Source organism: Streptomyces sp. NPDC048507, assembly GCF_043199995.1.
GTDB lineage: Bacteria > Actinomycetota > Actinomycetes > Streptomycetales > Streptomycetaceae > Streptomyces.
The window spans coordinates 297,304-322,812 of record NZ_JBICWZ010000005.1; the positions used below are offsets into that span (position 1 = coordinate 297,304).

Below are 25,509 nucleotides of genomic sequence, written 5' to 3' on the forward strand. Positions count from 1 at the left end.
CCTCCCTTGACCCATTGCATACCAACTTGGAATCAACCGGGTTCAGCACGGAGGGCGCATCTCAGACATACGGCAGGTTTGCCCCGGTCACCCCCACGCGGAAATGCGGAGATGACCGGGACACGGCAAATCGTAGGGGAAGTCGGGAGCCTCAGCGGTCGATGCGGACGCTCGCGCCCGCCAGCTGGTCCTCGACCTGACGGACGTCCGCGTCCACCATGATCCGGGCCAGTTCGGGCACCAGGACCGACGGCTTCCAGCCGAGGAGCTCCTGGGCCTTGGACGCGTCGCCGATGAGGGCGTCGACCTCGCTCGGGCGCTCGTACTTGGGGTCGTAGCGCACGTGCTCGTTCCAGTCCAGGCCCGCGTGGGTGAAGGAGGACTCGACGAACTCGCGGACGGTCGCGGCGACCCCGGTGGCCACCACGTAGTCGGTCGGCTCGTCCTGCTGGAGCATCCGCCACATCGCGTCCACGTACTCCGGGGCGTAGCCCCAGTCGCGGACGGCGTCCAGGTTGCCGAGGTAGAGGTGGTCCTGGAGGCCGGCCTTGATCCGGGCGACCGCGCGGGTGATCTTGCGGGTCACGAAGGTCTCGCCGCGGCGCGGGGACTCGTGGTTGAAGAGGATCCCGTTGACCGCGAACATGCCGTACGCCTCGCGGTAGTTCACCGTGGTCCAGTAGGCGAACACCTTCGCGGCGCCGTACGGGCTGCGCGGGTGGAAGGGGGTGCCCTCGTTCTGCGGCGGCGGGGTCGCGCCGTACATCTCGGAGGACGAGGCCTGGTAGATCCGGGTGTCCACGCCGCTGGCCCGGATGGCCTCCAGCAGCCGCAGCGCGCCCAGGCCCGTGACGTCACCGGTGTAGAGGGGGGCGTCGAAGGAGACCCGGACATGGGACTGCGCGCCCAGGTTGTACACCTCGTCGGGGCGTATGTCGCGCAGCAGGTTCACCAGGGCGACGCCGTCGGAGAGGTCGGCGTGGTGCAGGACGAAGGACCGGTTGGCGGTCTGCGGGTCCTGGTAGACGTGGTCGATCCGCTCCGTGTTGAAGCTGGAGGACCGCCGCACGAGCCCGTGCACCGTGTAGCCCTTGGAGAGCAGGAGCTCGGCGAGGTACGAGCCGTCCTGTCCGGTGACGCCGGTGATCAGTGCGGTCTTGCCCATGGGGTCCCCCAGGTTGTCGTTGCTGTGCGTCGTGGTGAGGCGGTGCCTCGGGTGTGCGCGGGTCGCGCGGACCGGGCCCCGGCGGGGGGCGTACCGGGCGTTCGGGCCGGGCTCCGTAACCGGATCCGTACCGTACTTCCTCGCCGGGGAGCCTCCGTGCCCGGGGCGCCCGGCAGCGGGTCCCGGAGGCCGGGGTGTGCGCGGGAGCGGGGCGGCGGACTGGCATCATCGGCGGTATGACAAGTTCGCCGCTCCTGCCGCCGCACGCCCGCGTCTTCGTCGCCGGACACCGCGGCCTCGTGGGGTCCGCCGTCGTGCGCCGCCTGACCGCCGACGGCCACGAGGTGCTCACCCGCGGCCGCGCCGACCTCGACCTGCGCGACGCCGCCGCGACCGGGGCGTACCTGCGCGACGTGCGTCCGGACGCGGTCGTGCTGGCCGCCGCCAAGGTCGGCGGCATCATGGCCAACAGCACCTACCCGGTGCAGTTCCTGGAGGACAACCTCGCCATCCAGCTGAGCGTCATCGCCGGGGCGCACGCCGCCGGCGTGGGCCGGCTGCTCTTCCTCGGGTCCTCCTGCATCTACCCGAAGCTCGCCCCGCAGCCCATCCGCGAGGACTCCCTGCTGACCGGCCCGCTGGAGCCCACCAACGAGGCGTACGCCCTCGCGAAGATCGCCGGCATCGTCCAGGTCCAGTCGTACCGCAAGCAGTACGGGGCCTCGTACGTCTCGGCCATGCCCACGAACCTCTACGGGCCGGGCGACAACTTCGACCTGGAGTCCTCGCACGTCCTGCCCGCCCTGATCCGCCGCTTCCACGAGGCCGCGGCGCAGGGGCGCGAGGAGGTCACCCTGTGGGGATCGGGCACCCCGCGACGGGAGTTCCTCCACGTCGACGACCTCGCGGCTGCCTGCGCGGTGCTGCTGGCCGAGTACGACGGCGACGAGCCCGTGAACATCGGCTGCGGCGAGGACCTCACCATCAGGGCGCTGGCCGAAACCGTCGCCGAGGTGACCGGCTTCCGCGGCCGCCTGGTCTGGGACACCTCGAAGCCGGACGGGACCCCGCGCAAGCTGCTCGACGTCTCCCGTCTGACCTCGCTGGGCTGGAAGCCGGGCATCGGGCTGCGCGACGGCATCGCCTCCACCTACCGCTGGTGGCTCGACCAGGGCCGGCAGGGCTGACTCCACCACGGCCCCTCAGTACGCTCCGCGACCGTCGACGACGGCGCGGATCGTACGGCCCATCACGTCGACGTCACTGGTGAACGACCAGTTGTCGACGTACTGAAGATCTAGCTGAATCGTTTCGTCCCAGGACAGGTCCGACCGCCCGCTGATCTGCCACAGGCCGGTCATGCCGGGCCGCACGGTGAGCCGGCGCAGTTCGACCTCGTCGTACCGCGCCACCTCCTCGGGCAGCGGCGGACGCGGGCCGACCAGGGACATGCTGCCGGTCAGCACGTTGAACAGCTGGGGCAGTTCGTCCATCGAGGTGCGGCGCAGGAGCCGGCCGGCCCGGGTCACCCGCGGGTCCCGGCGCATCTTGAACATCAGGCCGTCGTTCTCGTTGGCCCCCGCCAGCTCGGCCTTCATCCGGTCGGCGTCCACCACCATCGTGCGGAACTTCCACATGACGAACGGGACGCCGTCGCGTCCGATCCGGCGCTGGCTGTAGAAGGCGGGACCGCGCGAGCCGAGCCGGATCGCCAGGACCACCGCCAGGAACAGCGGGGCGAGCAGCAGCAGTCCGGCCGCCGCCCCGGCCCGGTCCAGCGCCGACTTGAGCAGGGTCTGCATCCCCCTGCGCAGGGGCGGCGCGACGCGCAGGACGGCGAGCCCGCCCGCGGAGAGGGTTTCCAGCCGCTTGACGGATATCTCCACCAGCCCGGGGAAGACGGCCAGCTCCAGGCCCTCGTCGTGCAGCGCCCAGGCCATTCGGCGCAGCCGCTCCCCCGCGAACCGGGTGCCCGGCGCCACCAGCACCAGGTCGGCGTGGTGGCTGCGGACGGCGCCGAGGACGGCGGGCCAGTCACCGGCCGCCGCCTCGGGCATCGCGGCCTCCAGCCGCGCGGCGACGGGTACCCCGCTGGCCGGCGCCCCCTCGCCGACCGGCACCACGCCGACGACGACGTACGGGTGGTCGGTACGGGCGGCGAGGCGGGAGATGACGTGTTCGGCGGCGCCGGGTTCGCCGATCACCAGCACCCGGCTGACGGCCTGCGCCTCGCGGCGGGCGGCCGACAGGTGGCGGTAGGTCAGTTTGTGGCAGGCGACGGTGACGAGGAGGGCGGGCAGCAGGGCCCCGAGGGCGGCCAGCCGGGGGGTGCTCTCGCCGGTCAGCACACGGGCGACGGCCAGGACACCGATGAGAATCAGCCAGTCGTGCACGACGGGCAGCACGCCGCGGGATTCTCCCAGCGTCCGCGAGGCGTAACGTCGGCGCAGGCCCTGCACTCCGGTCCACGCCACGGCGGCGGTGAGCGCGCAGGCGACGGGCCTGGCCTGCTGGGCGGCGTCGAAGACCAGGCCGACGGGCACGGCGGCACCGACGAAGTCCGCGGTCACGGCGGCGGGCAGGTACCGGCGGGCCTTGTCACCGAGCCGCCGCGCCGGAGCGGTTGTCAGCCCCTCCGTATCAGCGGCCGGCCTGGCCACACTTTGCGCAGGAAAATGAACATGCCTCATGGGCCCCCCTGGCACGTGGTCTATGGCGGCGGCGCGTGCCCGTGACTTCCCCTGGCGACGGGCATCGGTCGCACCGGGAAACAGTACGACAAACACCCGTACGTTAAATGCCGTTTGGGTTAACGGCGCCTCTCGTTGCCCAAGCGTTAGCAACCGGTATCAACTATTCCGAGCCTCGGGCCACTTCCTTGCACACGAAGGTGAATGGTTCGGATACCGGATACGTATCTTCGGACAACGAACTGTTTCCAGCCAACCTTTTGACGCGGCCCTGACATCACGACCCACAGATGGCACTCTTCGACCGTTCATCGCACCAGCCCTGATCTGCCCGGAGGCCCACCCAGCCATCCGGAACCCCCCTTGCAGAAGGAGTCTGCGTTGAGTTCCACCCCCCAGAGGCGTGCCACTGCGGCCTCAGCACTCGTAGCCGCGGCAGCCCTGCTCGCCGTAGGCATACAGGCCGGTACCGCCAACGCCGACGCCACCGCGTCGCAGGCCGCCAAGGTCGCCCAGCCCAATCCGGGCGCGGCCAATCTCGCACTCAGCGCCTCGGAGCGTGCGACGCTCCTGGCGGACGCCAACTCCACCACCGTGCAGGCCGCCAAGGCCCTCGGCCTCGGCAGCGGCGAGAAGCTCGTCGTCCGCGATGTGGTCAAGGACGCGGACGGCACCACGCACACCACGTACGAGCGGACCTACAACGGTCTGCCCGTCCTCGGCGGCGACCTCACGGTCCACGCCAAGGGTGGTGTCACCAAGAGCGTGACCAAGGCCACCAACCACGAGATCAAGGTCGCGGACACCTCCGCCACCGTGACCCCGTCGGCCGCCGAGGGCACCGCCTTCGCCGCGCTGTCGGCCTCCGGCGGCAAGGACGCCAAGGCCGAGCAGGGGGCCCGCAAGGTGATCTGGGCCGCCGAAGGCGCCCCGGTCCTCGCCTACGAGACCGTCGTCGGCGGCTTCCAGAGCGACGGCGTCACCCCGAGCAAGCTGCACGTGATCACCAACGCCAAGACCGGCGCGAAGATCACCGAGTGGCAGGCCATCGAGAAGGGTGTCGGCAACACCCAGTACAGCGGCCAGGTCACCCTGGGCACCTCGCAGTCGGGCAGCAACTACACGCTGACGGACGCCGGCCGGGGCAACCACAAGACCTACGACCTGAACGGGGGCAGCTCCGGCACCGGCACGCTCTTCTCGAGCACGTCCGACACCTGGGGCAACGGCTCTCCGTCCAACCGTCAGACCGCCGGCGCCGACGCCGCCTACGGCGCGCAGCTGACGTGGGACTACTACAAGAACGTGCACGGCCGCAACGGCCTGCGCAACGACGGCGTGGCCCCGTACAGCCGGGTCCACTACGGCAACGCGTACGTCAACGCGTTCTGGGACGACTCCTGCTTCTGCATGACCTACGGCGACGGCCAGGGGAACAACAAGCCCCTCACCTCCATCGACGTGGCCGCGCACGAGATGACCCACGGCCTCACCTCCGTCACGGGCAACATGACGTACAGCGGTGAGCCCGGCGGTCTGAACGAGGCGACCTCCGACATCATGGCGGCGAACGTCGAGTTCACGGCGAACAACCCCAACGACGTCGGTGACTACCTCGTCGGCGAGAAGATCGACATCAACGGCAACGGCACGCCGCTGCGCTACATGGACAAGCCGAGCAAGGACGGGTCCTCCAAGGACTCGTGGTACTCCGGCCTCGGCGGCATCGACGTCCACTACTCGTCGGGCCCGGCCAACCACGTCTTCTACCTGATGTCCGAGGGCTCGGGCGCCAAGGTCATCAACGGGGTCAGCTACAACTCGCCGACCTCGGACAACCTCCCGGTCACCGCGATCGGCCGCGAGGCCGCCGCGAAGATCTGGTTCCGCGCGCTGACGGTGGGCTACTTCAAGTCCAACACCAACTACGCGGCCGCCCGTACGGCGACCCTCCAGGCCGCCACCGACCTGTACGGCGCGAACTCGGTCATCTACAACAACGTGGCCAACGCCTGGGCCGGCATCGCCGTCGGCGCCCGGCCGCCGGCCAGCGGCGTCTCGGTGACCGCGATCCCGAACCAGACCACCCAGATCAACACCGCGGTGAGCCTCCAGGTCCAGGCCACCAGCACGAACCCGGGTGCGCTGAGCTACGCGGCGACCGGCCTGCCGGCCGGCCTGTCGATCAACTCCTCCACCGGCCTGATCTCCGGCACGGCCACCACCGCGGGCACGTCCAACGTGACCGTCACGGTGACCGACTCGGCGAGCAAGACCGGCACGACGTCGTTCACCTGGACGGTCGGGACCTCCCAGCAGAACGTCTTCGAGAACACGAACGACTACGCGATCAACGACAACGCCACGGTCGAGTCGCCGATCACCGTGTCGCGCTCCGGCAACGCGCCGAGCACGCTCAAGGTGGACGTCGACATCAAGCACACGTACGTCGGTGACCTGAAGGTCGACCTCGTCGCCCCCGACGGCTCCGTCTACAACCTGCGCAACCGCACCGGCGGCAGCGCGGACAACATCATCCAGAGCTTCACCGTGAACGCCTCCTCCGAGGCCGCCAGCGGTGTCTGGAAGCTGCGCGTCGCGGACCTCGCGTCCGCCGACACCGGCAAGATCGACAGCTGGAAGCTCACCTTCTGATCCCTCCGGGGAACGCGGTGAACCACAGCTGAACCGATGGACACGGGGCCGCCCGGGAGAAGACCTCCCCGGGCGGCCCTGTTCCATGTGCCCCCGGACCGCAGGACCTTCGGCGTCAGGCCGGGACCTTCGGCGCGGGGCCGCGGGCGGCGGCGGGGAGATAGTGGAACCAGCGAACCTACGCAACCGTAGGTTCGGGTGACCACCGAGTGACGGACGTGCCGCATGCCCCAGTCCCCCACGAACGCACCCGCCCCGGCGCACCCCTGGCTGATCCAGGGCGGCATGGGCGTCGGCGTCTCCGGCTGGCGCCTGGCCCGGGCCGTGTCCGTCACCGGCCAGCTCGGCGTCGTCTCCGGAACCGCGCTGGACGTCGTACTGGCCCGGGTGCTGCAGAGCGGCGACCCGGGCGGTCACGCCCGCCGCGCCCTGGCCGCCTTCCCGCTCCCCGAGCTCGCCCAGACCGCGCTGGACTGCTACTTCCGCGAGGGCGGCCCGCCCGACGACACCGCCCCGCTGCGCACCACCCCCCGGCTGCGCGCGACCGGCGGGGCGCAGGCGGAGGTCCTCACCGTCCTCGGCAACTTCGTCGAGGTGTGGCTCGCCAAGGAGGGACACGATGGTGTCATCGGCATCAACTACCTGGAGAAGATCCAGCTGGCCACCGCCCCCGCGATGTTCGGCGCGATCCTGGCAGGCGTCGACCACGTGCTCGTGGGCGCGGGAGTCCCCGGTCAGATCCCGGCCCTCGCCACCCGGCTGGCGCGCTACGAGCGCTGCGTCACCCGGATCGCGGTAGAGGGCGACGAGGAACCCCTGGACCACCTCTTCGATCCGGCCGCGCTGCTGGCGGGGCACCTGCCCGGTCCGCTGCGCCGCCCGCGGGTGCTGGCCATCGTCTCGCTCCCGGTGCTGGCCGCGTACCTGGCCCGGGACGCGGCCACCCGCCCGGACGGGTTCGTCATCGAGACCAGCGGGGCGGGCGGCCACAGCGCCCCGCCGCGCGGGCCGATGCACCTGGACGCGGCCGGCGAGCCCGTCTACGGCCCCCGGGACCATCCCGACCTGGCGAAGATGGCCGCGCTCGGGCTGCCGTTCTGGCTCGCGGGCGGGCAGGCGAGCCCCGAGGCGGTGGCCGCCGCCCGGGCGCAGGGAGCGGCGGGGGTGCAGATCGGCAGTGCCTTCGCGCTGTGCGAGGAGTCCGGGATGGCCCGGCACCTGCGCGAGGAGCTCCTCGGCCGGGCGCACGCCGGCACCCTGACGGTCCGCAACGACCCGGCGGCCTCACCGACCTCGTTCCCCTTCAAGGTGGCGGAGCTGGCGGGGACGGTCTCGGAGCCGGAGGTGGCCGCGGCCCGGCGCCGGGTCTGCGACCTGGGTTTCCTGCGCACGCCCGTACGGGGTCCGCGCGGACTGGTCTACCGGTGCGCGGCGGAGCCGGTGGCCGCGTACGTCCGCAAGGGCGGCACGGCGGCGGACGCGGAGGGCAAGCGGTGCCTGTGCAACGGGCTGCTGGCCACGATCGGGCTGGCCCAGCGGCGGCCGGGCGGGCGCACGGAGCCGCCCCTGGTCACGATCGGCAAGGACCTGTCGTTCCTGCCCCGGCTGTCCCCGGACGCCTCCCCCTACACGGCGGCCGACGTGGTGCGGTGGCTGTCGGCGGGAGCGGGAGCGGCGGCGCGCCCCTGAGGCCGGACGGACGGACGGGCCCGGCGCCCCCCAGGGGGTGCCGGGCCCGTCCGCGCGCGGGGCTCGATCAGCTCATCGAGCCCATGACGCGGCCGAAGAGCTCGCCCGCGCGGTGCTGCACGGTGCGCGGGGCGGCGCTGCGGTCCTCGTCGTAGCGGTCGTCCCAGTTGTTGTCGTCGTCGTGGTGACCGCCGTGGTGTTCGCGGGCCGGCTTGAAGAGGACGGACCGGACGTTGAGGCCGTCCGCCCGCTCGCCCGGCCGCAGGGTCTCCTGGGCGTCTCCGCCGCAGCTGCCGTCCCGGAAGAGGACCGCCAGGGATTCCGTCTCGTTCTTCACGGCGAAGGCCGGGTGGCGCTGGGCGTGGGTGAGCTGGTAGCAGGTGTCGTTGTCGCCGGGGTGGATCTGCCCGGTGCGGGTGTCACCGTCCCCGTCGGCGAAGCGGTAGTAGAGGACGCCGAGGCCGTCGTGGTGCGGGTCGGCCAGCGACGCTCCGGCGGTCGGCAGGACGAGCGCGAGGGAGGCCAGGAACGCGGCGGCGGTGGTGCGCAGACGCATGAAAGCTCCGTTTCTCGGGTTCCGTGGGTGCCCTTCCGGTGGGCATCCGCGGGCAGCGTAGGAGCGGAGCGGACGCCGGAAACGGTGCGGCATGCGCAGTGCGTTCGAAGGTTCACCCTCCCGGAGCGCCCGTGAGCCATCCGCCCGGCCGCCCCGCCGGGCGTCCGGGCGGGGCGGCCGGGCGGGCCGCCGCCAGGGGCGGCGGGCCGGGGTCAGGCCGGGGTGCGGTCCCCGGGGCCGCCCTGCGCCGGTACGGGTGCCTGCCCGGGCCGCCCGGCCGCGGGGGCGGTGGGGGCGCCGGCGGCGGCGGCCGGGCGGCGGATCAGCAGGACCACCACGAGCGCGCCCGCCAGGCCCATCGCCCCCGAGGCCACGAAGGTGTCCCGCAGCCCGCTCGCGAAGGCGGCCTCCACCCACTCCCGCGCGGCCGGGGCCGCCGCGAGCAGCTGCCCGGCCCCGCCGGAGGCCAGCACGTCGGCGCTCTCGCGCGGCTGCCCGCCGAGCCCGGAGACCAGCCCGGAGTGGAACACCACGCCCAGCACCGCGATGCCGAGGGCGTTGCCCAGCTGCCGGGCGGTGTTCAGCGCGCCGCCCGCCATGCCCGCCCGGGCCGGGGCCACCGCGGCCATCGCGGTCGCCGCCAGCGGCGGGGTCGCCATGCCCACGCCGATACCGGTCAGGACCAGCCCCGGCACCAGCGCCGCCCAGCCGTCCCCGGCGTCCAGCATCCAGGCCTGGAGCAGCGCCCCGACGCCGATCAGCAGCAGCCCGCCGCCGATGCTCAGCCGCGCGGGGGCCCCGTGCAGCAGGCGCCCGGCCACCGCCGAGACCGCGAAGGCGGCCAGGCTCAGCGGGACCAGGACCAGGCCCGCCCGGACCGGCCCCATGCCCTCGGCGGACTGCAGCCACAGGGAGACGTACATCAGGTACGAGAAGGCGGCCCCGGACAGCAGCAGGCCGCCCGCCATGACGGCGACGAAGTTCGGGCTGCGGAACAGCGAGAGGTCCAGCATCGGCCGGGAGCTGCGCAGTTCGATCACCACGAAGGCGGCGAAGGCGGCCGCGGCCAGCCCCAGCAGGCCCAGGGTGGCGGCGGAGGTCCAGCCGTTCTCACCGACCCGGATCAGGGCGTACGTCAGGGCGCCGGCACCCGCCGTGAAGGTGGCCATGCCGGGCAGGTCCAGGCCGGTGGCGTGCGGATTGCGGGACTCGGCCACGGCCTTGAGCGTCACCCAGACGGCCACGGCGCAGACGGGCAGGTTGATGAAGAAGATCCAGCGCCAGCCGAAGTGCTCGGTCAGCAGGCCGCCGATGATCGGTCCGGCCGCGGCGGCGGCGCCGTTGACCGCGCCCCAGACGCCGAAGGCGACACCGCGGTCGCGGCCCTGGTAGGCGGAGCTGAGCAGGGCCATGGTGGTGGCGAACATCGCGGCGCCGCCGAGGCCCTGTACGGCGCGGAAGGCGATCAGCGTGGCGGGGCCGGTGGCCAGGCCGCAGGCCAGCGAGGCGGCGGCGAAGACCGCGAGCCCGCCGAGGTAGACGCGGCGGCGCCCGATCCGGTCGGCGAGCGATCCGGCGCCGAGCAGCAGGGCGGCCAGGGCGAGGGCGTAGACGTCCATCACCCACTGGAGGCCGGCGAAGCCGGTGTCCATGTCCTCGGCCATGTCGGGCAGGGCGACGGTCACGATCGTGACGTCGACCAGGAGCATGAAGGCCCCGAGGCAGACCGCCGTCAGGGGTAGCCATTTACGCATGGGAGGTCTCCTCGGGAACCGGGCGGGGGGTGGTCCCAAGGTGACAGCCCGACGGGCCGCACCCCCATCCAGGACCCGTTCGCCGACGGATTTCCGCTACCCGGGGCCCTGCGATGATGGAAACCATGAAAGACGCGGAGCTCGACGCCTTCGACATGTCGCTCATCCAGGCCCTGATGATCGACGGGCGGGCCACCTTCAGCCGGCTCGCGCAGGTGCTGGAGGTGTCGGACCAGACCGTCGTGCGCCGCTACCGCAGGCTGCGCACCAGCGGGCTGCTGCGGGTGGTCGCGCTGCCGATGGGCCCGCGGGTCGGCCTGTTCGAGTCCTGGCTGCGGGTGCAGTGCGCGCCGGACGCCTCGCTCGCGGTCGCCGAGGCGCTGGCCCGCCGCCCGGACGTCGCCTGGGTGAACCTGGGCTCCGGCGGCACCGACATCCACTGCACCACCCGCGCCCGCACCCGGGAGGACCGCGACGGGCTGCTCCTGGACAAGCTGCCGCGCACCCGCCGGGTGACCGGGGTCAGCGCGCACACCATCCTGCGCATGTACACGGGCGGCCCGGAACGCTGGTTCGGCCTGGACGTGCTGCGGCCGGACCAGGTGGCCGCGCTGGAGCAGCCCGCCCCGACGGGCGGTACGGAGCGGTACACGATGGACGCCACCGAGCTGTCCCTGCTGGCCGTGCTGCGCCGCGACGGCCGTACGGGCTACCCGGAGCTGGCCCGGGCCACCGGGCTGTCGGAGTCCACGGCCCGGCGCCGGGTGGAGCGGCTGCGCGCCGAGGGGGCGGTCTACTTGGACGTGGAGATCGTGCCGCGCACGCTGGGCTTCGAGGCCGAGACCGTACTGATGGCGACCGTGAAGCCGGCCCTGCTGGCCGAGGTGGGGGCGGCCCTGGGCGGGTACCCGGAGGTGCCGTTCGCGGCGGCGGTGACCGGGACGGCGAACCTGCTGGCGGTGGTGGTCTGCCGGGACACCGACGCGCTGTACACGTTCCTGACCGAGCGGGTCGGCGCGCTGCCCGGGATCCGGCAGGTGGAGGTGGTGCCGACGCTGCGCAACATCAAGCGCGCCGGGATGCTGGTGGAGGACGGGCGGCTGGTCGACCCGCCGCCCGTCCCCTGAGCCGCGCCGTCAGCGCAGCAGTACGCCGCCCACCGGTTCGGCGTCCGGCGGCGCGGCGACCAGGCCCAGTTCGGCCGGGGTCGCCAGCAGCGGGTGCGCCGGCAGCACCCGTACGGTGTACCCGAAGGGCCCCGTACGGTCGAGGGCGAGCGGGCCCTCGTAGACCCAGCGGCCCTCCAGGTCGGGACCGGCGGCGGGCTTGAGCGGGAAGCTGCGCCCGTCGCGGATCACGTCCTGGGCGTCGACCCGGCCCGCGACGGCCTGCACCTCGACGTCCTCGGGCGCGAGCGAGTCCAGCGCGACCCGGACCCGCAGGGTCAGGGTGGCGCCGAGCTCGGCGGTGCCGCCGACGGGCGCCTCGGCGACCGCCTCGACGTGTTCGACGGCAACCCGGGGCCAGGCCGCCCGGGCGCGCCCCTTCCACGCGGCCAGGTCCCGCGCGGCGGCGGGGTCCAGGGCCCGGTGGGAGAGGGCGGCGGGGGCGTAGAGCCGCTCGACGTACTCCCGTACCATCCGCCCCGCGAGCACCTTCGGGCCCAGGGACACCAGGGTGCGGCGGACCATCTCGATCCAGCGCACGGGCAGTCCGCTGCGCCCCGCCCGGTCGTAGAACCGGGGCGCGACCCGGCTCTCGATCAGCTCGTAGAGGGCGTTCGCCTCCAGGTCGTCGCGCCGGTCCTCGTCCGTTCCGAGGCCGTCGGCGGTGGGAATGGCCCAGCCGAAGTCGGGCTCGAACCACTCGTCCCACCAGCCGTCCAGGACGGAGAGGTTGAGGCAGCCGTTGAGCGCGGCCTTCATCCCGCTGGTGCCGCAGGCCTCCAGCGGGCGCAAGGGGTTGTTGAGCCAGACGTCGCAGCCCGGGTAGAGCTTCTGCGCCATGGCCATGCCGTAGTCGGGCAGGAACACGATGCGGTGGCGCACCCGGGGGTCGTCGGAGAAGCGGACCAGCTCCTGGACGAGCCGCTTGCCGCCGTCGTCGGCGGGGTGGGCCTTGCCCGCGACGACGATCTGCACCGGCCGGTCGGGGTCCAGCAGCAGGCGGCGCAGCCGCTCGGGGTCGCGGAGCATCAGCGTGAGCCGCTTGTAGGAGGGCACCCGGCGGGCGAAGCCGATGGTCAGCACGTCGGGGTCGAGGACGGAGTCCACCCAGCCCAGCTCGGCGTCGGCCGCCCCCCGCTGCTTCCAGGAGGCGCGCAGCCGCTCCCGTACCTCCTGGACGAGCTGCTCGCGCAGGAGGCGGCGCACGTCCCACACGTCCTGGTCCGCGATCTGGGCCACCGCGTCCCAGCGGGGCGAACCGCCGACGGCGAGGGCGTCCTCGGTGCGGCCGGGCCCGATCTGGCGGGCGCCGAGCCGCATCACCTCGGGGGCCACCCAGGTCGGGGCGTGCACTCCGTTGGTGACGGACGCGATGGGGACGTCGGCCGCGTCGAAGCCCGGCCAGAGCCCGGCGAACATGCCGCGGCTGACGGCTCCGTGCAGGGTGGAGACGCCGTTGGCGCGCTGGGCGAGGCGCAGGCCCATGACCGCCATGTTGAACACCCCGGGGTCGCCGCCCGGGTAGGTCTCGGCGCCGAGCTCCAGGATCCGGTCGACGGGGACGGAGGGCAGTTCGCCGCCCTCTCCGAAGTGGCGGGCCACCAGGGGGCGCTCGAAGCGGTCGATGCCGGCGGGGACGGGGGTGTGGGTGGTGAAGACGGTGCCGGCGCGGACCGCCTCGACGGCGGCGTCGAAGCCGAGCCCCTGCTCCCCTTCGAGTTCCCTTATGCGTTCGAGGCCGAGGAAGCCGGCGTGGCCCTCGTTGGTGTGGAAGACCTCGGGGGCGGGGTGGCCGGTGATCGCGCAGTAGGTGCGGACGGCGCGGACCCCGCCGATGCCGAGCAGCATCTCCTGGAGGAGGCGGTGGTCGCTGCCGCCGCCGTAGAGCCGGTCGGTCACCTCGCGGGCGCCGGAGTCGTTGTCCTCGACGTCGGAGTCCAGGAGCAGCAGCGGGACCCGCCCGACGTGGGCCTGCCAGATGTGCGCGTGCAACGATCGTCCGCCGGGCAGGGTGAGCGACACCCGGGCGGGGGAGCCGTCCTCGTGGCGCAGCAGGGCCAGGGGCAGCTCGTGCGGGTCGAGGACGGGGTAGTGCTCCTGCTGCCAGCCGTCGCGGGAGAGGGACTGGCGGAAGTAGCCGTGCCGGTAGAGCAGACCGACACCGACGACGGGGACGCCGAGGTCGCTGGCGGCCTTGAGGTGGTCGCCGGCCAGGATCCCGAGACCGCCCGAATACTGGGGCAGGGCTGCGGTGATCCCGAATTCGGGGGAGAAGTAGGCGATGGCGGCGGGCAGCTCGGCGCTGTGCTCGTGGCTCTGGTACCAGCGGCCGCCGTGGACGTAGTCGTCGAGGTCGGCGACGGCCACGGCGAGGCGCCGCAGGAAGCGCCGGTCGGCGGCGAGCTCCTCCAGGCGGGCGGCGGGCACGGCGCCGAGGAGCCGGACGGGGTCGCCGCCGGCGGCCTGCCAGCCTTCGGGGTCGACGGATTCGAAGAGTTCGCGGGTTTCCGTATGCCACGACCAGCGCAGGTTGCGCGCGAGTTCGGCGAGCGGCATGAGGGACTCGGGGAGGACGGGGCGCACGGTGAATCGACGGATAGCCTTCACGTGTTCCACCTTCGCAGGGGATGACGGATCGGAGCGGCCGCACCACGCTGTGCACCCGCGCAACGCCCCCGGAAGGCTAGCGCCACCCCCCTCCCCCGGGCCATCCCGCCCCGGCCGGCGGCGGGCGGCGCGCGCCGCGCCCCGCGGACCGCGTTCGATACCGGCCGACTTGACGGAGCCTCGGCGGATGCCGGTCCGGGCCTTGGAGATCCGCGTGCCACTACGTACGAGTAGTTAACCGAGAGCGCGGATTGGGCGGGGTGTGAGTGGGGCAGGGCTCTGCGGGTACGCGAGGTACACGCACGGCGCACCCGCCACCAACCTTTCCCCGCCACCCGAGTGAACGCGGACAGGAGCGGCCATGCCCGCAGCCCAGCCGTCTTCCGAGCGGCTAGAAACAGAGCGAACAGAGCGTGCACTACCGGCTGCCCTCGCGGCCGGCCTGTTGTCACCGAGCCCTGCGAACTGCCCCCAGGTGATCCCATCATGATCGGTCGCATTCCCGTGCTGGACGTCCGCCCCGCCGTCGACTGCGGCGCCAGACCCGCCAAGGCGGTCGTGGACGAGGTCTTCGAAATTTCCGCAACCGTGTTCCGGGAGGGCCACGACGCCGTGGCGGCGCACGTCGTCCTGCGCGATCCCAGCGGGCGGCTGCGCCCGCCCGTTCCGCTGAGCGAGCTGGCCCCCGGCACCGACCGGTGGGGCGCCCGGGTGTCCGCCGAGATCGAGGGGAGGTGGACCTACACGGTCGAGGCGTGGAGCGATCCGGTCGCCACCTGGCGCGCGCACGCCGCCATCAAGATCCCGGCGGACCTCGACACCGGCCTGACCCTGCTGGAGGGCGCGGAGCTCTACACGCGGGCCGCGGCCAAGATTCCCAAGCGGGACGGCCGCGAGGCCGTACTGGCGGCCGCCGACGCGATGCGCGACGAGGACCGGCCGGCCGGCGCGCGGTACGCGGCGGCGCTCGCCCCCGCGGTCGACGCGGCGCTGGCCAGGCGCCCGTACCGGGAGCTGGTCAGCGCGGCCAAGGCGCTGCCCCTGCTGGTGGAACGCAAGCGGGCGCTCTTCGGTTCCTGGTACGAGATGTTCCCGCGCTCCGAGGGCGCGGTCCTCGAACCGGGCGCGGCGCCGGTCGGCGGAACCTTCCGCACGGCGGCCGAGCGGCTGCCGGCCATCGCCGCCATGGGCTTCGACGTCGTGTACCTGCCACCCATCCACCCCATCGGCTCCACCTACCGCAAGGGCCCCAACAACACTCTGTCAGCAGGCAGTTGGGATCCGGGCGTACCGTGGGCCATCGGCTCGACGGAGGGCGGCCACGACGCCGTCCACCCCGAGCTCGGCACGATCGAGGACTTCGACGCCTTCGTGGCCCGCGCCCGCGAGCTGCGCATGGAGATCGCGCTCGACTTCGCCCTCCAGTGCTCCCCGGACCACCCGTGGGTGGAGAAGCACCCGGAGTGGTTCCGCCACCGCGCGGACGGCACGATCGCCTACGCCGAGAACCCGCCGAAGAAGTACCAGGACATCTACCCGATCCACTTCGACACCGACATGGCCGGCATCGTCGCGGAAACGGTCCGGATCCTGCGGTACTGGATGGAGCACGGCGTACGGATCTTCCGCGTCGACAATCCGCACACCAAGCCCGTCGTCTTCTGGCAGAAGGTGATCGCGGACGTCAACAAGACCGACCCCGACGTGATCTTCCTGGCGGAGGCCTTCACCCGGCCCGCCATGATGCGCGCGCTCGCCGCCGTCGGCTTCCAGCAGTCGTACACGTACTTCACCTGGCGCAACACCAAGGCCGAGCTGACCGAGTACGTGACCGAGCTGGCCGGGACCCGTTCGGCCTCGGTGATGCGGCCGAACTTCTTCGTCAACACGCCCGACATCCTGCACGAGTACCTCCAGCACGGGGGCCGTCCGGCCTTCGAGGTGCGGGCCGTGCTCGCCGCCACCCTCTCCCCCACCTGGGGCGTCTACTCCGGCTACGAGCTCTGCGAGAACGAGCCGGTGCGCCACGGCAGCGAGGAGTACGCGGACTCCGAGAAGTACGAGCTGCGGCCGCGCGACTGGGCCGCCGCCGAACGCGAGGGCCGCTCCATCGCCCCGCTGATCACCACCCTGAACCGGGTGCGCCGGCGCAACCCCGCCCTCCAGCAGCTGCGCGACATCCACTTCCACACGACCGACAACGAACAGGTGATCGCCTATTCGAAGCACGCCGGAGCCAATTCCGTACTGGTGGTCGTCAACCTCGATCCGCACCACACCCAGGAGGCGACGGTCTCGTTGGACATGCCGGTACTCGGCCTCGACTGGCACGGGTCCCTCGCGGTGCGCGACGAGCTCACCGGCGAGACCTATCACTGGGGCAGGGCGAACTACGTGCGCCTAGAGCCGGGCCGAACGCCCGCGCACGTGCTGGCCGCTCTGCGACCGTCCCCGCCCACCGGAGGGTCACCCACCACATGATGATCAACGATCCCGTCCACGACACCTTCGAAGACACCCCCGCCAAGGACCGAGACCCCGACTGGTTCAAGCGGGCGGTCTTCTACGAGGTCCTCGTCCGCTCCTTCCACGACAGCAACGGCGACGGCGTCGGTGACCTCAAGGGGCTCACCGCCAAACTGGACTACCTCCAGTGGCTCGGCGTCGACTGCCTGTGGCTGCCGCCGTTCTTCGCCTCGCCCCTGCGCGACGGGGGCTACGACGTCGCCGACTACACCTCCGTCCTGCCCGAGTTCGGCGACCTCGCCGACTTCGTGGAGTTCGTGGACGCCGCGCACACCCGCGGCATGCGGGTGATCATCGACTTCGTCATGAACCACACCAGCGATCAGCACGAGTGGTTCCAGCAGTCGCGCAAGGACCCGGACGGGCCCTACGGCGACTACTACATGTGGGCCGACAACGACAAGCAGTACCAGGACGCCCGCATCATCTTCGTCGACACCGAATCCTCGAACTGGACGTACGACCCCGTACGCAAGCAGTACTACTGGCACCGCTTCTTCTCGCACCAGCCGGACCTCAACTACGAGAACCCGGCCGTCGTCGAGGAGATCGTGTCCGCCCTGCGCTTCTGGCTGGACCTCGGCATCGACGGCTTCCGCCTCGACGCCGTGCCCTACCTGTACGCCGAGGAGGGCACCAACTGCGAGAACCTCCCGCGCACCCACCAGCTCCTCAAGCGGGTCCGCGCCGAGATCGACGCGCACTACCCGGACACCGTGCTGCTCGCCGAGGCCAACCAGTGGCCCGAGGACGTCGTCGACTACTTCGGCGACTACGCGAAGGGCGGGGACGAATGCCACATGGCCTTCCACTTCCCCGTCATGCCGCGCATCTTCATGGCCGTCCGAAGAGAGAGCCGCTACCCCGTCTCCGAGATCCTGGCCAAGACCCCGGCGATCCCGGAGCGCTGCCAGTGGGGCATCTTCCTGCGCAACCACGACGAGCTCACCCTCGAAATGGTCACGGACGAAGAGCGCGACTACATGTACGCCGAGTACGCCAAGGACCCGCGCATGCGGGCCAACATCGGCATCCGGCGCCGGCTCGCCCCGCTCCTGGACAACGACCGCAACCAGATGGAGCTGTTCACCGCCCTGCTGCTGTCGCTGCCCGGCTCGCCGGTGCTCTACTACGGCGACGAGATCGGCATGGGCGACAACATCTGGCTCGGCGACCGCGACGGGGTGCGCACCCCGATGCAGTGGACCCCGGACCGCAACGCCGGTTTCTCCTCGTGCGATCCGGGCAGGCTGAACCTGCCGGTCATCATGGACCCGGTCCACGGGTACCAGGTCACCAACGTCGAGGCGGCCATGGCGTCGCCCTCCTCGCTGCTGCACTGGACCCGCCGGCTGATCGAGATCCGCAAGGCGAACCCCGCCTTCGGACTCGGTTCGTACACCGAACTGCCCTCGTCCAACCCGGCCGTCCTCGCCTTCCTCCGCGAGTTCGGGGACGACCTGGTGCTGTGCGTGCACAACTTCTCGCGCTTCGCGCAGCCCACCGAGCTGGACCTGCGGTCGTTCAACGGACGCGTCCCCGTGGAGCTCACGGGCGACGTGCGCTTCCCGCCGATCGGCGAGTGGCCGTACCTGCTGACGCTGGCGGGCCACGGCTTCTACTGGTTCCGCCTGCGGAGCGACCAGCGCGCCGACTGACGGGGCCGAGGTACGGGGCGGGCACTCGTTCGGGTCAATCGCCCGCCCCTGTACGGATCATCCTGACCCGACACTCGCACCTACCGGAGAAGCAACTGCCGCGCATCCGGGACACTCTGCGCATTCTGTGACGGCCCGGGGAAAGGACTCGACGCCATGTCGGAGGCTGCATCCGCCCGGAGCCGGCTGACGGCCGACCGGGCCACCGGGATCGGCCCGCTGGAACCGATGCTGCGGGCCTGGCTGCCCGCCCAGCGCTGGTTCGCGGGCAAGGGCCGCGCCATCAGCAGGATCAGGGCCGTCTCCGCGGCCGAGCTGCTCCCACCGGGCTCCACCCCGGGGCTGCTGCACCTGCTGCTCGACGTGGACGGGGACTGCTACCAGCTCCTGCTGGGCATCCGCCCCGCGCCCCTGCCGCCCGCCCTCGCGCCCGCCCTGATCGGGCACGCGCAGAGCGGACCCCACGCGGGCCGGGCCGTGTACGAGGCGCTGGGCGACCCCCGGCTCGCCTCGATGCTGCTGGAACGCCTGCGCTCCCCCGGCACCCTGGGGCCGCTGCGCTTCGACCGGGACCCGCACGCCCCCGTCCCGGCCGGACTGGCCCCCCGCCCGCTGTCCGGCGAGCAGACCAACTCCTCGCTGATCTACGGGGACGCGTACATCCTGAAGGTGTTCCGCCGGGTCGGTCCCGGGGTCAACCCGGACCTGGAGCTGCCCAGGGCGCTGGCCGCCGCCGGCTGCTCCCGGGTGCCCGCGCCCGTCGCCTGGTACGAGGCGGCACTGCCCGGTGGAGAACCGTTGACCCTGGGCGTGCTCCAGCCCTACCTGCGCGGCTCCCACGACGGCTGGCAGCTGGCCCTGCGCCGGCTCGGCGCCGGCGCCGACTTCACCGCCGAGGCGCACGCGCTGGGCCGGGCCACCGCCGAGGTGCACAGCGCGCTGGCCGCCGCCCTGCCCACCGTGGCGCTGGGCCCCGAGCAGACGGCCCGGCTCGCCGCCGGGATGACCGCCCGGCTGGCGGCCACCGTCCGCGAGGTGCCCGCGCTCCAGCCGTACGAGGCCGGACTGCGCGGCGCCTTCGACGCCCTGGCCGCCTCCCGGGGCGCGGGGGTCCCCGCCCAGCGCATCCACGGCGACCTGCACCTGGGGCAGACCCTGCGCACCGCCGACGGCAGCTGGGCGCTGATCGACTTCGAGGGCGAGCCCGCGCGGCCGCTGGCCGACCGGCGCCGCCCCGAACCGGCCGTGCGGGACATCGCCGGGATACTGCGTTCCTTCGACTACGCCGCCCGCTCGCACCGGCCGTTCGCCCCCGCCTGGGCGGACGCCTGCCGCGCGGCGTTCTGCGAGGGCTACGCCCGTACCACCGGCCGCGACCCGCGCGAGGACCCGGTCCTGCTGCGCGCGTACGAGACCGACAAGGCGGTGTACGAGGCCCGCTACGAGTCCCGGCACCGTCCCGACTGGCTGCACGTCCCGATGGCGGCGATCCGCCGGCTGTCGGAACCCCAGCGGCCGGCCCACCGCATGCCCCCGCCGGCGAACCCCGCCGCCACCCCCCACCCGAAGCCCCCGAGGAGGCCGCTCGCGTGAGCGCCGCACGACAGCCGTCACCGACCGTCCGCGACAAGGCCGCAGCCGCATCCGCATCCGCCCCCGCCGCCGCCGTCCCGGAGCCCGAGGCGCCCGCCGCGCCGAAGGGGGCCCGCACCCCCCGGGCCCGGCGCGGCGCCCCGCCGCACGGGGTGCGGCCGGCTCCCCCGCTCGGCGCGGAGGAACGGGCCCGGCTCCTGGAGGGCCGCCACCACGATCCACACGGGGTGCTCGGCGCCCGTGCGCAGCGCGGCGGCGTCGCCTTCCGGGTGCTGCGCCCGTACGCGAAGGCCGTCACGATCGTCGCCAAGGGGCTGCGCGCGGAGCTCTTCGACGACGGGGACGGCCTCTTCTCCGGGCTGCTGCCCCTGACCGGGGTGCCGGACTACCGGCTCCTCGTGACGTACGACAGCGACGAGATCGAGGTCCACGACCCGTACCGGTTCCTGCCCGCGCTCGGGGAGCTGGACCTGCACCTGATCGGTGAGGGCCGGCACGAGGAGCTGTGGACGGCGCTGGGCTCGCAGCCGATGGAGCACCAGGGGGTGCGGGGCACCCGGTTCACGGTGTGGGCGCCCAACGCCCTGGGCGTGCGGGTGAGCGGGGACTTCTCGTACTGGGACGCGGTCGCCTACCCGATGCGCTCGCTCGGCGCGAGCGGGGTGTGGGAGCTGTTCCTGCCGGGGGTCGCCGAGGGGGCCCTGTACAAGTACGAGGTCACCCGCCCGGACGGCGGCCACACCCTGCGGGCCGACCCGATGGCGCGCTACGCGGAGGTCCCGCCGGCGAACGCCTCGATCGTCACCGCCTCCCGGTACGAGTGGCAGGACGCCGACTGGATGGCGCGGCGCGGACAGCGGGCGCCGCACCAGGCGCCGCTGTCGGTGTACGAGCTGCACCTGGCGTCGTGGCGGCCCGGGCTCTCCTACCGCCAGCTGGCCGAGCAGCTGCCCGCGTACGTGAAGGAGCTGGGCTTCACGCACGTGGAGCTGATGCCGGTCGCGGAGCACCCCTTCGGCGGCTCGTGGGGCTACCAGGTCACCGGTTTCTACGCGCCGACCTCCCGCATGGGCACCCCGGACGAGTTCCGCCTGCTCGTGGACGCGCTGCACCGGGCCGGGATCGGGGTGATCGTCGACTGGGTGCCCGCGCACTTCCCGCGCGACGCCTGGGCGCTCGCCGAGTTCGACGGCCGGCCGCTGTACGAGCACCAGGACCCGCGCCGGGCCGCGCACCCGGACTGGGGGACGCTGGAGTTCGACTACGGGCGCAAGGAGGTCCGCAACTTCCTGGTGGCCAACGCCGTGTACTGGTGCCAGGAGTTCCACGTGGACGGGCTGCGCGTGGACGCGGTGGCCTCGATGCTCTACCTGGACTACTCGCGCGAGGAGGGCGACTGGTCGCCGAACGCGCACGGCGGCCGGGAGGACCTGGACGCGGTGGCGCTGCTCCAGGAGATGAACGCCACCGTCTACCGGCGCTGCCCGGGCGTGGTGACGATCGCGGAGGAGTCCACCGCCTGGGACGGGGTGACCCGGCCCACGGATTCGGGCGGGCTGGGCTTCGGCCTGAAGTGGAACATGGGGTGGATGCACGACACCCTGAAGTACGTGTCGAAGGAGCCGGTGCACCGCAAGTACCACCACCACGACATGACCTTCGGGATGGTGTACGCCTTCAGCGAGAACTACGTGCTGCCGATCTCGCACGACGAGGTGGTGCACGGCAAGCGGTCGCTGGTCTCGAAGATGCCCGGCGACTGGTGGCAGCAGCGCGCCACGCACCGCGCCTACCTGGGCTTCATGTGGGCGCACCCGGGCAAGCAGCTGCTGTTCATGGGGCAGGAGTTCGCCCAGGGCTCGGAGTGGTCGGAGTCGTACGGGCCGGACTGGTGGCTGCTGGACTCCTCCTACCCGGCGGCCGGTGACCACCGGGGCGTACGGGACCTCGTGCGCGATCTGAACCGTACGTACACGGCCTCGCCGGCGCTGTGGGAGCGCGACTCCGTGCCGGAGGGCTTCGCGTGGGTGGAGGGGGACGCCGCCGAGGACAACGTGTTCGCCTTCCTGCGGTACGCGCAGGACGGTTCGCAGCTGCTGTGCGTGTCGAACTTCTCGCCCGTGGTGCGGCACGGCTACCGCGTCGGGGTGCCGCAGGAGGTGGCGCAGTGGCGCGAGGTCCTCAACACGGACCTGGAGGCGTACGGCGGGAGCGGCGTCCACCACGCCCGGCCGCTGCGCCCCGAACCGGTACCGGCCCAGGGGCGCGCGGCGAGCCTGCGGATGACGCTGCCGCCGATGGCGACGGTCTGGCTCAGGCCGTCGTAACGGCGGGCCGCTGCTCCAGGTGCTCGTCGAGTTCCTGGAGCAGCTTGCGCTTGGCGCGGGCCCCGACCATCTGGCGCACGGGTTCGCCGTCCCGGAAGACGATCAGGGTGGGCGCGGCGAGCACGCCGTAGCGGGCGGCGGTGGCCGGGTTGCGGTCGACGTCGATCTGGACGACCTTGAGCCGGCCGGCCTCCTCGGCGGCGACGGCGGACAGGACGGGGGCGAGCTGGCGGCAGGGGCCGCACCAGTCCGCGGTGAACTCCACCAGGACGGGCAGCCGTCGCTCCGCCAGCACCTCCGTGGTGAAGTCGGCGTCGGTCACTTCGGACACGCCCCGGGCGTGGATCATGTCGTTCCCCTCTCGTGTGGGTGGTGCGGTCAGCCGGTCATCTCGCAGCGCGGCGCCGGGGGGTCCCCGGTGGCCGCGGCGGCGAGCGCCCCGGCGGCGACGGCATCGGCGGCGGCTTCGGCGGCGGCCAGCTGCCGGGCGACCTGCTCCCGTACGCCGGCGAGCTGGCCGATGAGCTCGTCGAGCTCGCCGAGCTTGCTGCGGTAGACGGCCAGGGAGGCCGGGCAGGAGTCCCCGGCCGGGTGGCCGGCGCGCAGGCAGTCGACGAAGGGCCGGGTCTCCTCCAGGTCGAAGCCGAAGTCCCGGAGGGTGCGGATCTGCCGCAGCAGGCGCAGGTCGTCCTCGTCGTAGTCGCGGTAGCCGTTGCCGGTCCGCCGCGCGGCCAGCAGTCCGCGCGATTCGTAGTACCTGAGGGTCCGTGTGCTGGTCCCGGCCCGCTTCGCCAGTTCGCCGATGCGCATGGGCCGACCGTATTCCTTGACGCCGGCGTCAAGGCAAGGGCCCTCGCCGCCCCCGTGGGCGAGGGCCCTCGTCATGGGTCACGGACGGGACGGACGGCGGGTTCGCGGGGTGTGACGGGGATCACTCCACGAGTGTCGGGAGGCGCCTGAATCGGAGTGGCCGGATCCGTACGCTGTGGAAGGATCATCGACCAATCCGATTACCGGACAGTCGCAGGGAAACCCGGCCAAACCGCCGAACTCCCTAGGACGTTCCTACGAGTTATGAGCTTGTTTGATTGGTTGGTAGTCGTCATGGCTCAGCCACTTCTACCGTGTGCCCTGTGCACTCCAGCCCACCTTTCAATGCCCCCGCCGCGCGTCGTCTGCGCGCGGCCCTGGGCATGGCTCCCGGTCATGTCGCCTACGGCCTGCGAGCCCAGTACGGACTGCTCGTCGCGCCCGAAACCGTGATGGCCTGGGAACGGGGCGAACAGTCCCCCACCTCCGCCGAACTCACGGCGCTCGCCGGCGTGCTCTGGTGCTCCCCCGGGGAACTGCTCGCCGAGCCCGTCACCCTGCGCGAACACCGCCTGGCCCGGGGCATGGACCCCGAGGACCTGGCCCGCCGGGTCGGGCTGGACGCGGGCTCGTACCAGAAGATGGAGGACACCGGGCGCTGGAAGGGCAACGAACGCCAGTCCGCCGCCCTCGCCTCGGCGCTCGGTCTGAACCTCGCGCAGTTCGTGACGGCGACCGGCAAGGAGGAGGAGCTCGCCGGGCTGCTGCGCAGCGCGGTGACCACCCGCTGGCAGGCGTACGTGAAACCGCTGGCCAAGCTGCTGCCGGTGCCCAAGGCCCATCTGGAGCGGGTGCTGGAGCGGCTCTACAACGACTACCAGTCGCGGATGGTGGCCACCCTGAGCTGGGGCGGCGGCCAGGGCGCGGCCGGGGCCGGGGACGCGGGCCGGGAGTTCCTCGCGGAGATCGTGGACCGCTTCTGGTCGATGGCGGGCGGTGCGGGATAGCTCACACGCACGGCGCCGGGCGGCGTCCGCCCGGTGCGCGCGAACGGCCCCGGACGCTCCGAGGGGGAGACGAACCGGGGCCGTTCGGCAGGCAAGAGGGGCCACAAGTCCCGGCCGCACGGGCCGGGCGGGCCGGTCAGAAGACGGACTCGGCCTCGTACATCCGGTGGTCGGGGACGGTCTTCAGCTCGGTGACGGCGTGCGCGAGGGGGGCCATCACGATGTCGGTGCCGCGCAGGGCGGTCATGTTGCCGAACTCGCCGCGGTGGACGGCCTCGACCGCGTGCCAGCCGAAGCGGGTCGCGAGGACGCGGTCGTAGGCGGTGGGGGTGCCGCCGCGCTGGACGTGGCCGAGGATGACGGGGCGGGCCTCCTTGCCCAGGCGGCGTTCCAGCTCGACGGCGAGGCGGTTGCCGATGCCGGCGAAGCGCTCGTGACCGTACTGGTCGATCTCGCCCTTCTCGTACGGCATGGAGCCCTCCGCCGGGTGCGCGCCCTCGGCGACGCAGACGACGGCGAACTTCTTGCCTCGGGCGAACCGTTCCTCCACCATCTTCACCAGGGCGTCCACCTCGAAGGGGCGCTCGGGCAGGCAGATGCCGTGGGCGCCGCCGGCCATGCCCGACTCCAGGGCGATCCAGCCCGCGTGGCGGCCCATGACCTCGACGACCATCACGCGCTGGTGCGATTCGGCGGTGGTCTTGAGGCGGTCGATGGCCTCGGTGGCGACCATGACGGCGGTGTCGAAGCCGAAGGTGCGGTCGGTGGAGGAGATGTCGTTGTCGATCGTCTTCGGTACGCCGACCACCGGCATCCCGGCGTCGGACAGCATCCGGGCGGCCGTCAGGGTGCCTTCGCCGCCGATCGGGATGAGGGCGTCGATGCCGTAGCGCTTCGCGAGCTCGTGGGCGTTCTCGGCGGCCTCGTGGAGGCGGGCGCGCTCCATGCGGGCCGAGCCGAGGATCGTGCCGCCCCGGGCGAGGATGCCGCTGACGGCGTTGATGTCGAGCGGCCGGTAGTGGCCGTCGAGGAGGCCCTTGAACCCGTCCTCGAAACCGATGACCTCGTCCCCGTGCCCGACCAGGGCGCGGTGTACGACCGACCGGATGACAGCGTTGAGGCCCGGGCAGTCGCCGCCTGCGGTGAGAACTCCGATACGCATCGTGCTGTGTCTCCTGCTCCTGGTCGTACCTGGCCGTACGCGTGCGGACGGACGGCTGTACATATGAAGGGCGTATTGATGAAGCCTGTCCGATTGTTCCACGTGCCACGGGGGAGGCGCGCTCCGTACGGATCCACCCCCAGG

17 protein-coding genes are annotated in these 25,509 nt (G+C 72.5%); 9 read left to right on the plus strand and 8 right to left on the minus strand.

Annotated elements, in window-relative coordinates; all coding sequences use genetic code 11:
* Nucleotides 1-151: 151 nt before the first annotated feature.
* On the minus strand, nucleotides 152-1,165 hold the full coding sequence (gene gmd / locus ACGFXC_RS17340; RefSeq protein ID WP_393713577.1) for a GDP-mannose 4,6-dehydratase: 1,014 nt from the start codon (nucleotides 1,163-1,165) through the stop codon (nucleotides 152-154).
* 236 nt (nucleotides 1,166-1,401) lie between these two features.
* On the opposite strand from gmd, the gene ACGFXC_RS17345 reads away from it, so the two are divergent.
* Nucleotides 1,402-2,352 carry a GDP-L-fucose synthase family protein gene (locus tag ACGFXC_RS17345; RefSeq protein ID WP_393713579.1) on the plus strand — a complete coding sequence of 317 codons (951 nt, stop codon included), beginning with the start codon at nucleotides 1,402-1,404 and terminating at the stop codon, nucleotides 2,350-2,352.
* A 15-nt stretch (nucleotides 2,353-2,367) separates the two neighbouring features.
* On the opposite strand, the gene ACGFXC_RS17350 is transcribed toward ACGFXC_RS17345, so the two are convergent.
* Nucleotides 2,368-3,855: a sugar transferase gene (locus ACGFXC_RS17350; protein WP_393713581.1), complete on the minus strand. Its 1,488-nt coding sequence runs from the start codon at nucleotides 3,853-3,855 to the stop codon at nucleotides 2,368-2,370.
* 381 nt (nucleotides 3,856-4,236) lie between these two features.
* Between ACGFXC_RS17350 and ACGFXC_RS17355 the strand changes: the two genes are divergently transcribed.
* Nucleotides 4,237-6,510 (plus strand): M4 family metallopeptidase, encoded by a 2,274-nt coding sequence (locus tag ACGFXC_RS17355; RefSeq protein WP_393713583.1) that lies wholly within the window; start codon nucleotides 4,237-4,239, stop codon nucleotides 6,508-6,510.
* Nucleotides 6,511-6,735: 225 nt separating this feature from the next.
* Nucleotides 6,736-8,199, plus strand: a complete 1,464-nt coding sequence (locus ACGFXC_RS17360) for a nitronate monooxygenase (protein WP_393713585.1) — start codon at nucleotides 6,736-6,738, stop codon at nucleotides 8,197-8,199.
* A gap of 67 nt (nucleotides 8,200-8,266) precedes the next feature.
* Here ACGFXC_RS17360 and ACGFXC_RS17365 read toward each other — a convergent pair whose 3' ends face one another.
* The gene (locus ACGFXC_RS17365) at nucleotides 8,267-8,755 is read right to left on the minus strand and encodes a hypothetical protein (protein ID WP_393713587.1); all 489 of its coding nucleotides are present in this window, start codon (nucleotides 8,753-8,755) and stop codon (nucleotides 8,267-8,269) included.
* Nucleotides 8,756-8,967: 212 nt separating this feature from the next.
* A complete protein-coding gene (locus tag ACGFXC_RS17370) occupies nucleotides 8,968-10,509 on the minus strand; it encodes an MFS transporter (RefSeq protein ID WP_393713589.1) in 1,542 nt (513 codons plus the stop codon).
* Nucleotides 10,510-10,634: 125 nt separating this feature from the next.
* Between ACGFXC_RS17370 and ACGFXC_RS17375 the strand changes: the two genes are divergently transcribed.
* Nucleotides 10,635-11,636, plus strand: a complete 1,002-nt coding sequence (locus tag ACGFXC_RS17375) for an Lrp/AsnC family transcriptional regulator (protein WP_393713591.1) — start codon at nucleotides 10,635-10,637, stop codon at nucleotides 11,634-11,636.
* A 9-nt stretch (nucleotides 11,637-11,645) separates the two neighbouring features.
* Here the strand turns inward: ACGFXC_RS17375 and glgP are convergent, their stop codons facing one another.
* Nucleotides 11,646-14,282 (minus strand): alpha-glucan family phosphorylase, encoded by a 2,637-nt coding sequence (gene glgP, locus ACGFXC_RS17380; RefSeq protein ID WP_393713592.1) that lies wholly within the window; start codon nucleotides 14,280-14,282, stop codon nucleotides 11,646-11,648.
* Nucleotides 14,283-14,768: 486 nt separating this feature from the next.
* Here glgP and ACGFXC_RS17385 point away from each other — a divergent pair, with 486 nt between their 5' ends.
* From ACGFXC_RS17385 to glgB, 4 genes are all read left to right on the plus strand, one after another.
* Nucleotides 14,769-16,763 (plus strand): alpha-1,4-glucan--maltose-1-phosphate maltosyltransferase, encoded by a 1,995-nt coding sequence (locus ACGFXC_RS17385; RefSeq protein ID WP_393713593.1) that lies wholly within the window; start codon nucleotides 14,769-14,771, stop codon nucleotides 16,761-16,763.
* Entirely contained in the window at nucleotides 16,760-18,466 is a 1,707-nt protein-coding gene (treS, locus tag ACGFXC_RS17390; RefSeq protein WP_393713595.1) for a maltose alpha-D-glucosyltransferase, read from the plus strand. The genes ACGFXC_RS17385 and treS overlap by 4 nt, the downstream gene beginning before the upstream one ends.
* Before the next feature lie 156 nt (nucleotides 18,467-18,622).
* Nucleotides 18,623-20,059 (plus strand): maltokinase, encoded by a 1,437-nt coding sequence (locus ACGFXC_RS17395; RefSeq protein ID WP_393713597.1) that lies wholly within the window; start codon nucleotides 18,623-18,625, stop codon nucleotides 20,057-20,059.
* Nucleotides 20,056-22,386: a 1,4-alpha-glucan branching enzyme gene (gene glgB, locus ACGFXC_RS17400; protein ID WP_393713599.1), complete on the plus strand. Its 2,331-nt coding sequence runs from the start codon at nucleotides 20,056-20,058 to the stop codon at nucleotides 22,384-22,386. Before ACGFXC_RS17395 ends, glgB begins: the two co-directional genes overlap by 4 nt.
* Here the strand turns inward: glgB and trxA are convergent.
* Nucleotides 22,373-22,735: a thioredoxin gene (gene trxA / locus ACGFXC_RS17405; RefSeq protein ID WP_393713601.1), complete on the minus strand. Its 363-nt coding sequence runs from the start codon at nucleotides 22,733-22,735 to the stop codon at nucleotides 22,373-22,375. The two genes, glgB and trxA, sit on opposite strands and share 14 nt — an antisense overlap.
* Before the next feature lie 29 nt (nucleotides 22,736-22,764).
* On the minus strand, nucleotides 22,765-23,196 hold the full coding sequence (locus ACGFXC_RS17410) for a MerR family transcriptional regulator (protein ID WP_393713603.1): 432 nt from the start codon (nucleotides 23,194-23,196) through the stop codon (nucleotides 22,765-22,767).
* 383 nt (nucleotides 23,197-23,579) lie between these two features.
* Here ACGFXC_RS17410 and ACGFXC_RS17415 point away from each other — a divergent pair, with 383 nt between their 5' ends.
* Complete coding sequence (locus ACGFXC_RS17415) at nucleotides 23,580-24,203, plus strand: helix-turn-helix domain-containing protein (protein ID WP_393713605.1); 624 nt, start codon at nucleotides 23,580-23,582, stop codon at nucleotides 24,201-24,203.
* A gap of 136 nt (nucleotides 24,204-24,339) precedes the next feature.
* Here ACGFXC_RS17415 and ACGFXC_RS17420 read toward each other — a convergent pair whose 3' ends face one another.
* The gene (locus ACGFXC_RS17420) at nucleotides 24,340-25,365 is read right to left on the minus strand and encodes an ATP-dependent 6-phosphofructokinase (RefSeq protein ID WP_393713607.1); all 1,026 of its coding nucleotides are present in this window, start codon (nucleotides 25,363-25,365) and stop codon (nucleotides 24,340-24,342) included.
* Between the last annotated feature and the right edge of the window lie 144 nt (nucleotides 25,366-25,509).

Coding starts and splice junctions, on each gene's coding strand:
- ACGFXC_RS17395 (WP_393713597.1), top strand. CDS start 18,623: ATGTCGGAGGCTGCATCCGCCCGGAGCCGGCTGACGGCCGACCGGGCC.
- ACGFXC_RS17360 (WP_393713585.1), top strand. CDS start 6,736: ATGCCCCAGTCCCCCACGAACGCACCCGCCCCGGCGCACCCCTGGCTG.
- ACGFXC_RS17415 (WP_393713605.1), top strand. CDS start 23,580: ATGGCTCCCGGTCATGTCGCCTACGGCCTGCGAGCCCAGTACGGACTG.
- trxA (WP_393713601.1), bottom strand. CDS start 22,735: ATGATCCACGCCCGGGGCGTGTCCGAAGTGACCGACGCCGACTTCACC.
- ACGFXC_RS17420 (WP_393713607.1), bottom strand. CDS start 25,365: ATGCGTATCGGAGTTCTCACCGCAGGCGGCGACTGCCCGGGCCTCAAC.
- ACGFXC_RS17385 (WP_393713593.1), top strand. CDS start 14,769: ATGATCGGTCGCATTCCCGTGCTGGACGTCCGCCCCGCCGTCGACTGC.
- treS (WP_393713595.1), top strand. CDS start 16,760: ATGATGATCAACGATCCCGTCCACGACACCTTCGAAGACACCCCCGCC.
- gmd (WP_393713577.1), bottom strand. CDS start 1,165: ATGGGCAAGACCGCACTGATCACCGGCGTCACCGGACAGGACGGCTCG.
- ACGFXC_RS17350 (WP_393713581.1), bottom strand. CDS start 3,855: ATGAGGCATGTTCATTTTCCTGCGCAAAGTGTGGCCAGGCCGGCCGCT.
- ACGFXC_RS17370 (WP_393713589.1), bottom strand. CDS start 10,509: ATGCGTAAATGGCTACCCCTGACGGCGGTCTGCCTCGGGGCCTTCATG.
- ACGFXC_RS17410 (WP_393713603.1), bottom strand. CDS start 23,196: ATGCGCATCGGCGAACTGGCGAAGCGGGCCGGGACCAGCACACGGACC.
- ACGFXC_RS17345 (WP_393713579.1), top strand. CDS start 1,402: ATGACAAGTTCGCCGCTCCTGCCGCCGCACGCCCGCGTCTTCGTCGCC.
- ACGFXC_RS17365 (WP_393713587.1), bottom strand. CDS start 8,755: ATGCGTCTGCGCACCACCGCCGCCGCGTTCCTGGCCTCCCTCGCGCTC.
- ACGFXC_RS17375 (WP_393713591.1), top strand. CDS start 10,635: ATGAAAGACGCGGAGCTCGACGCCTTCGACATGTCGCTCATCCAGGCC.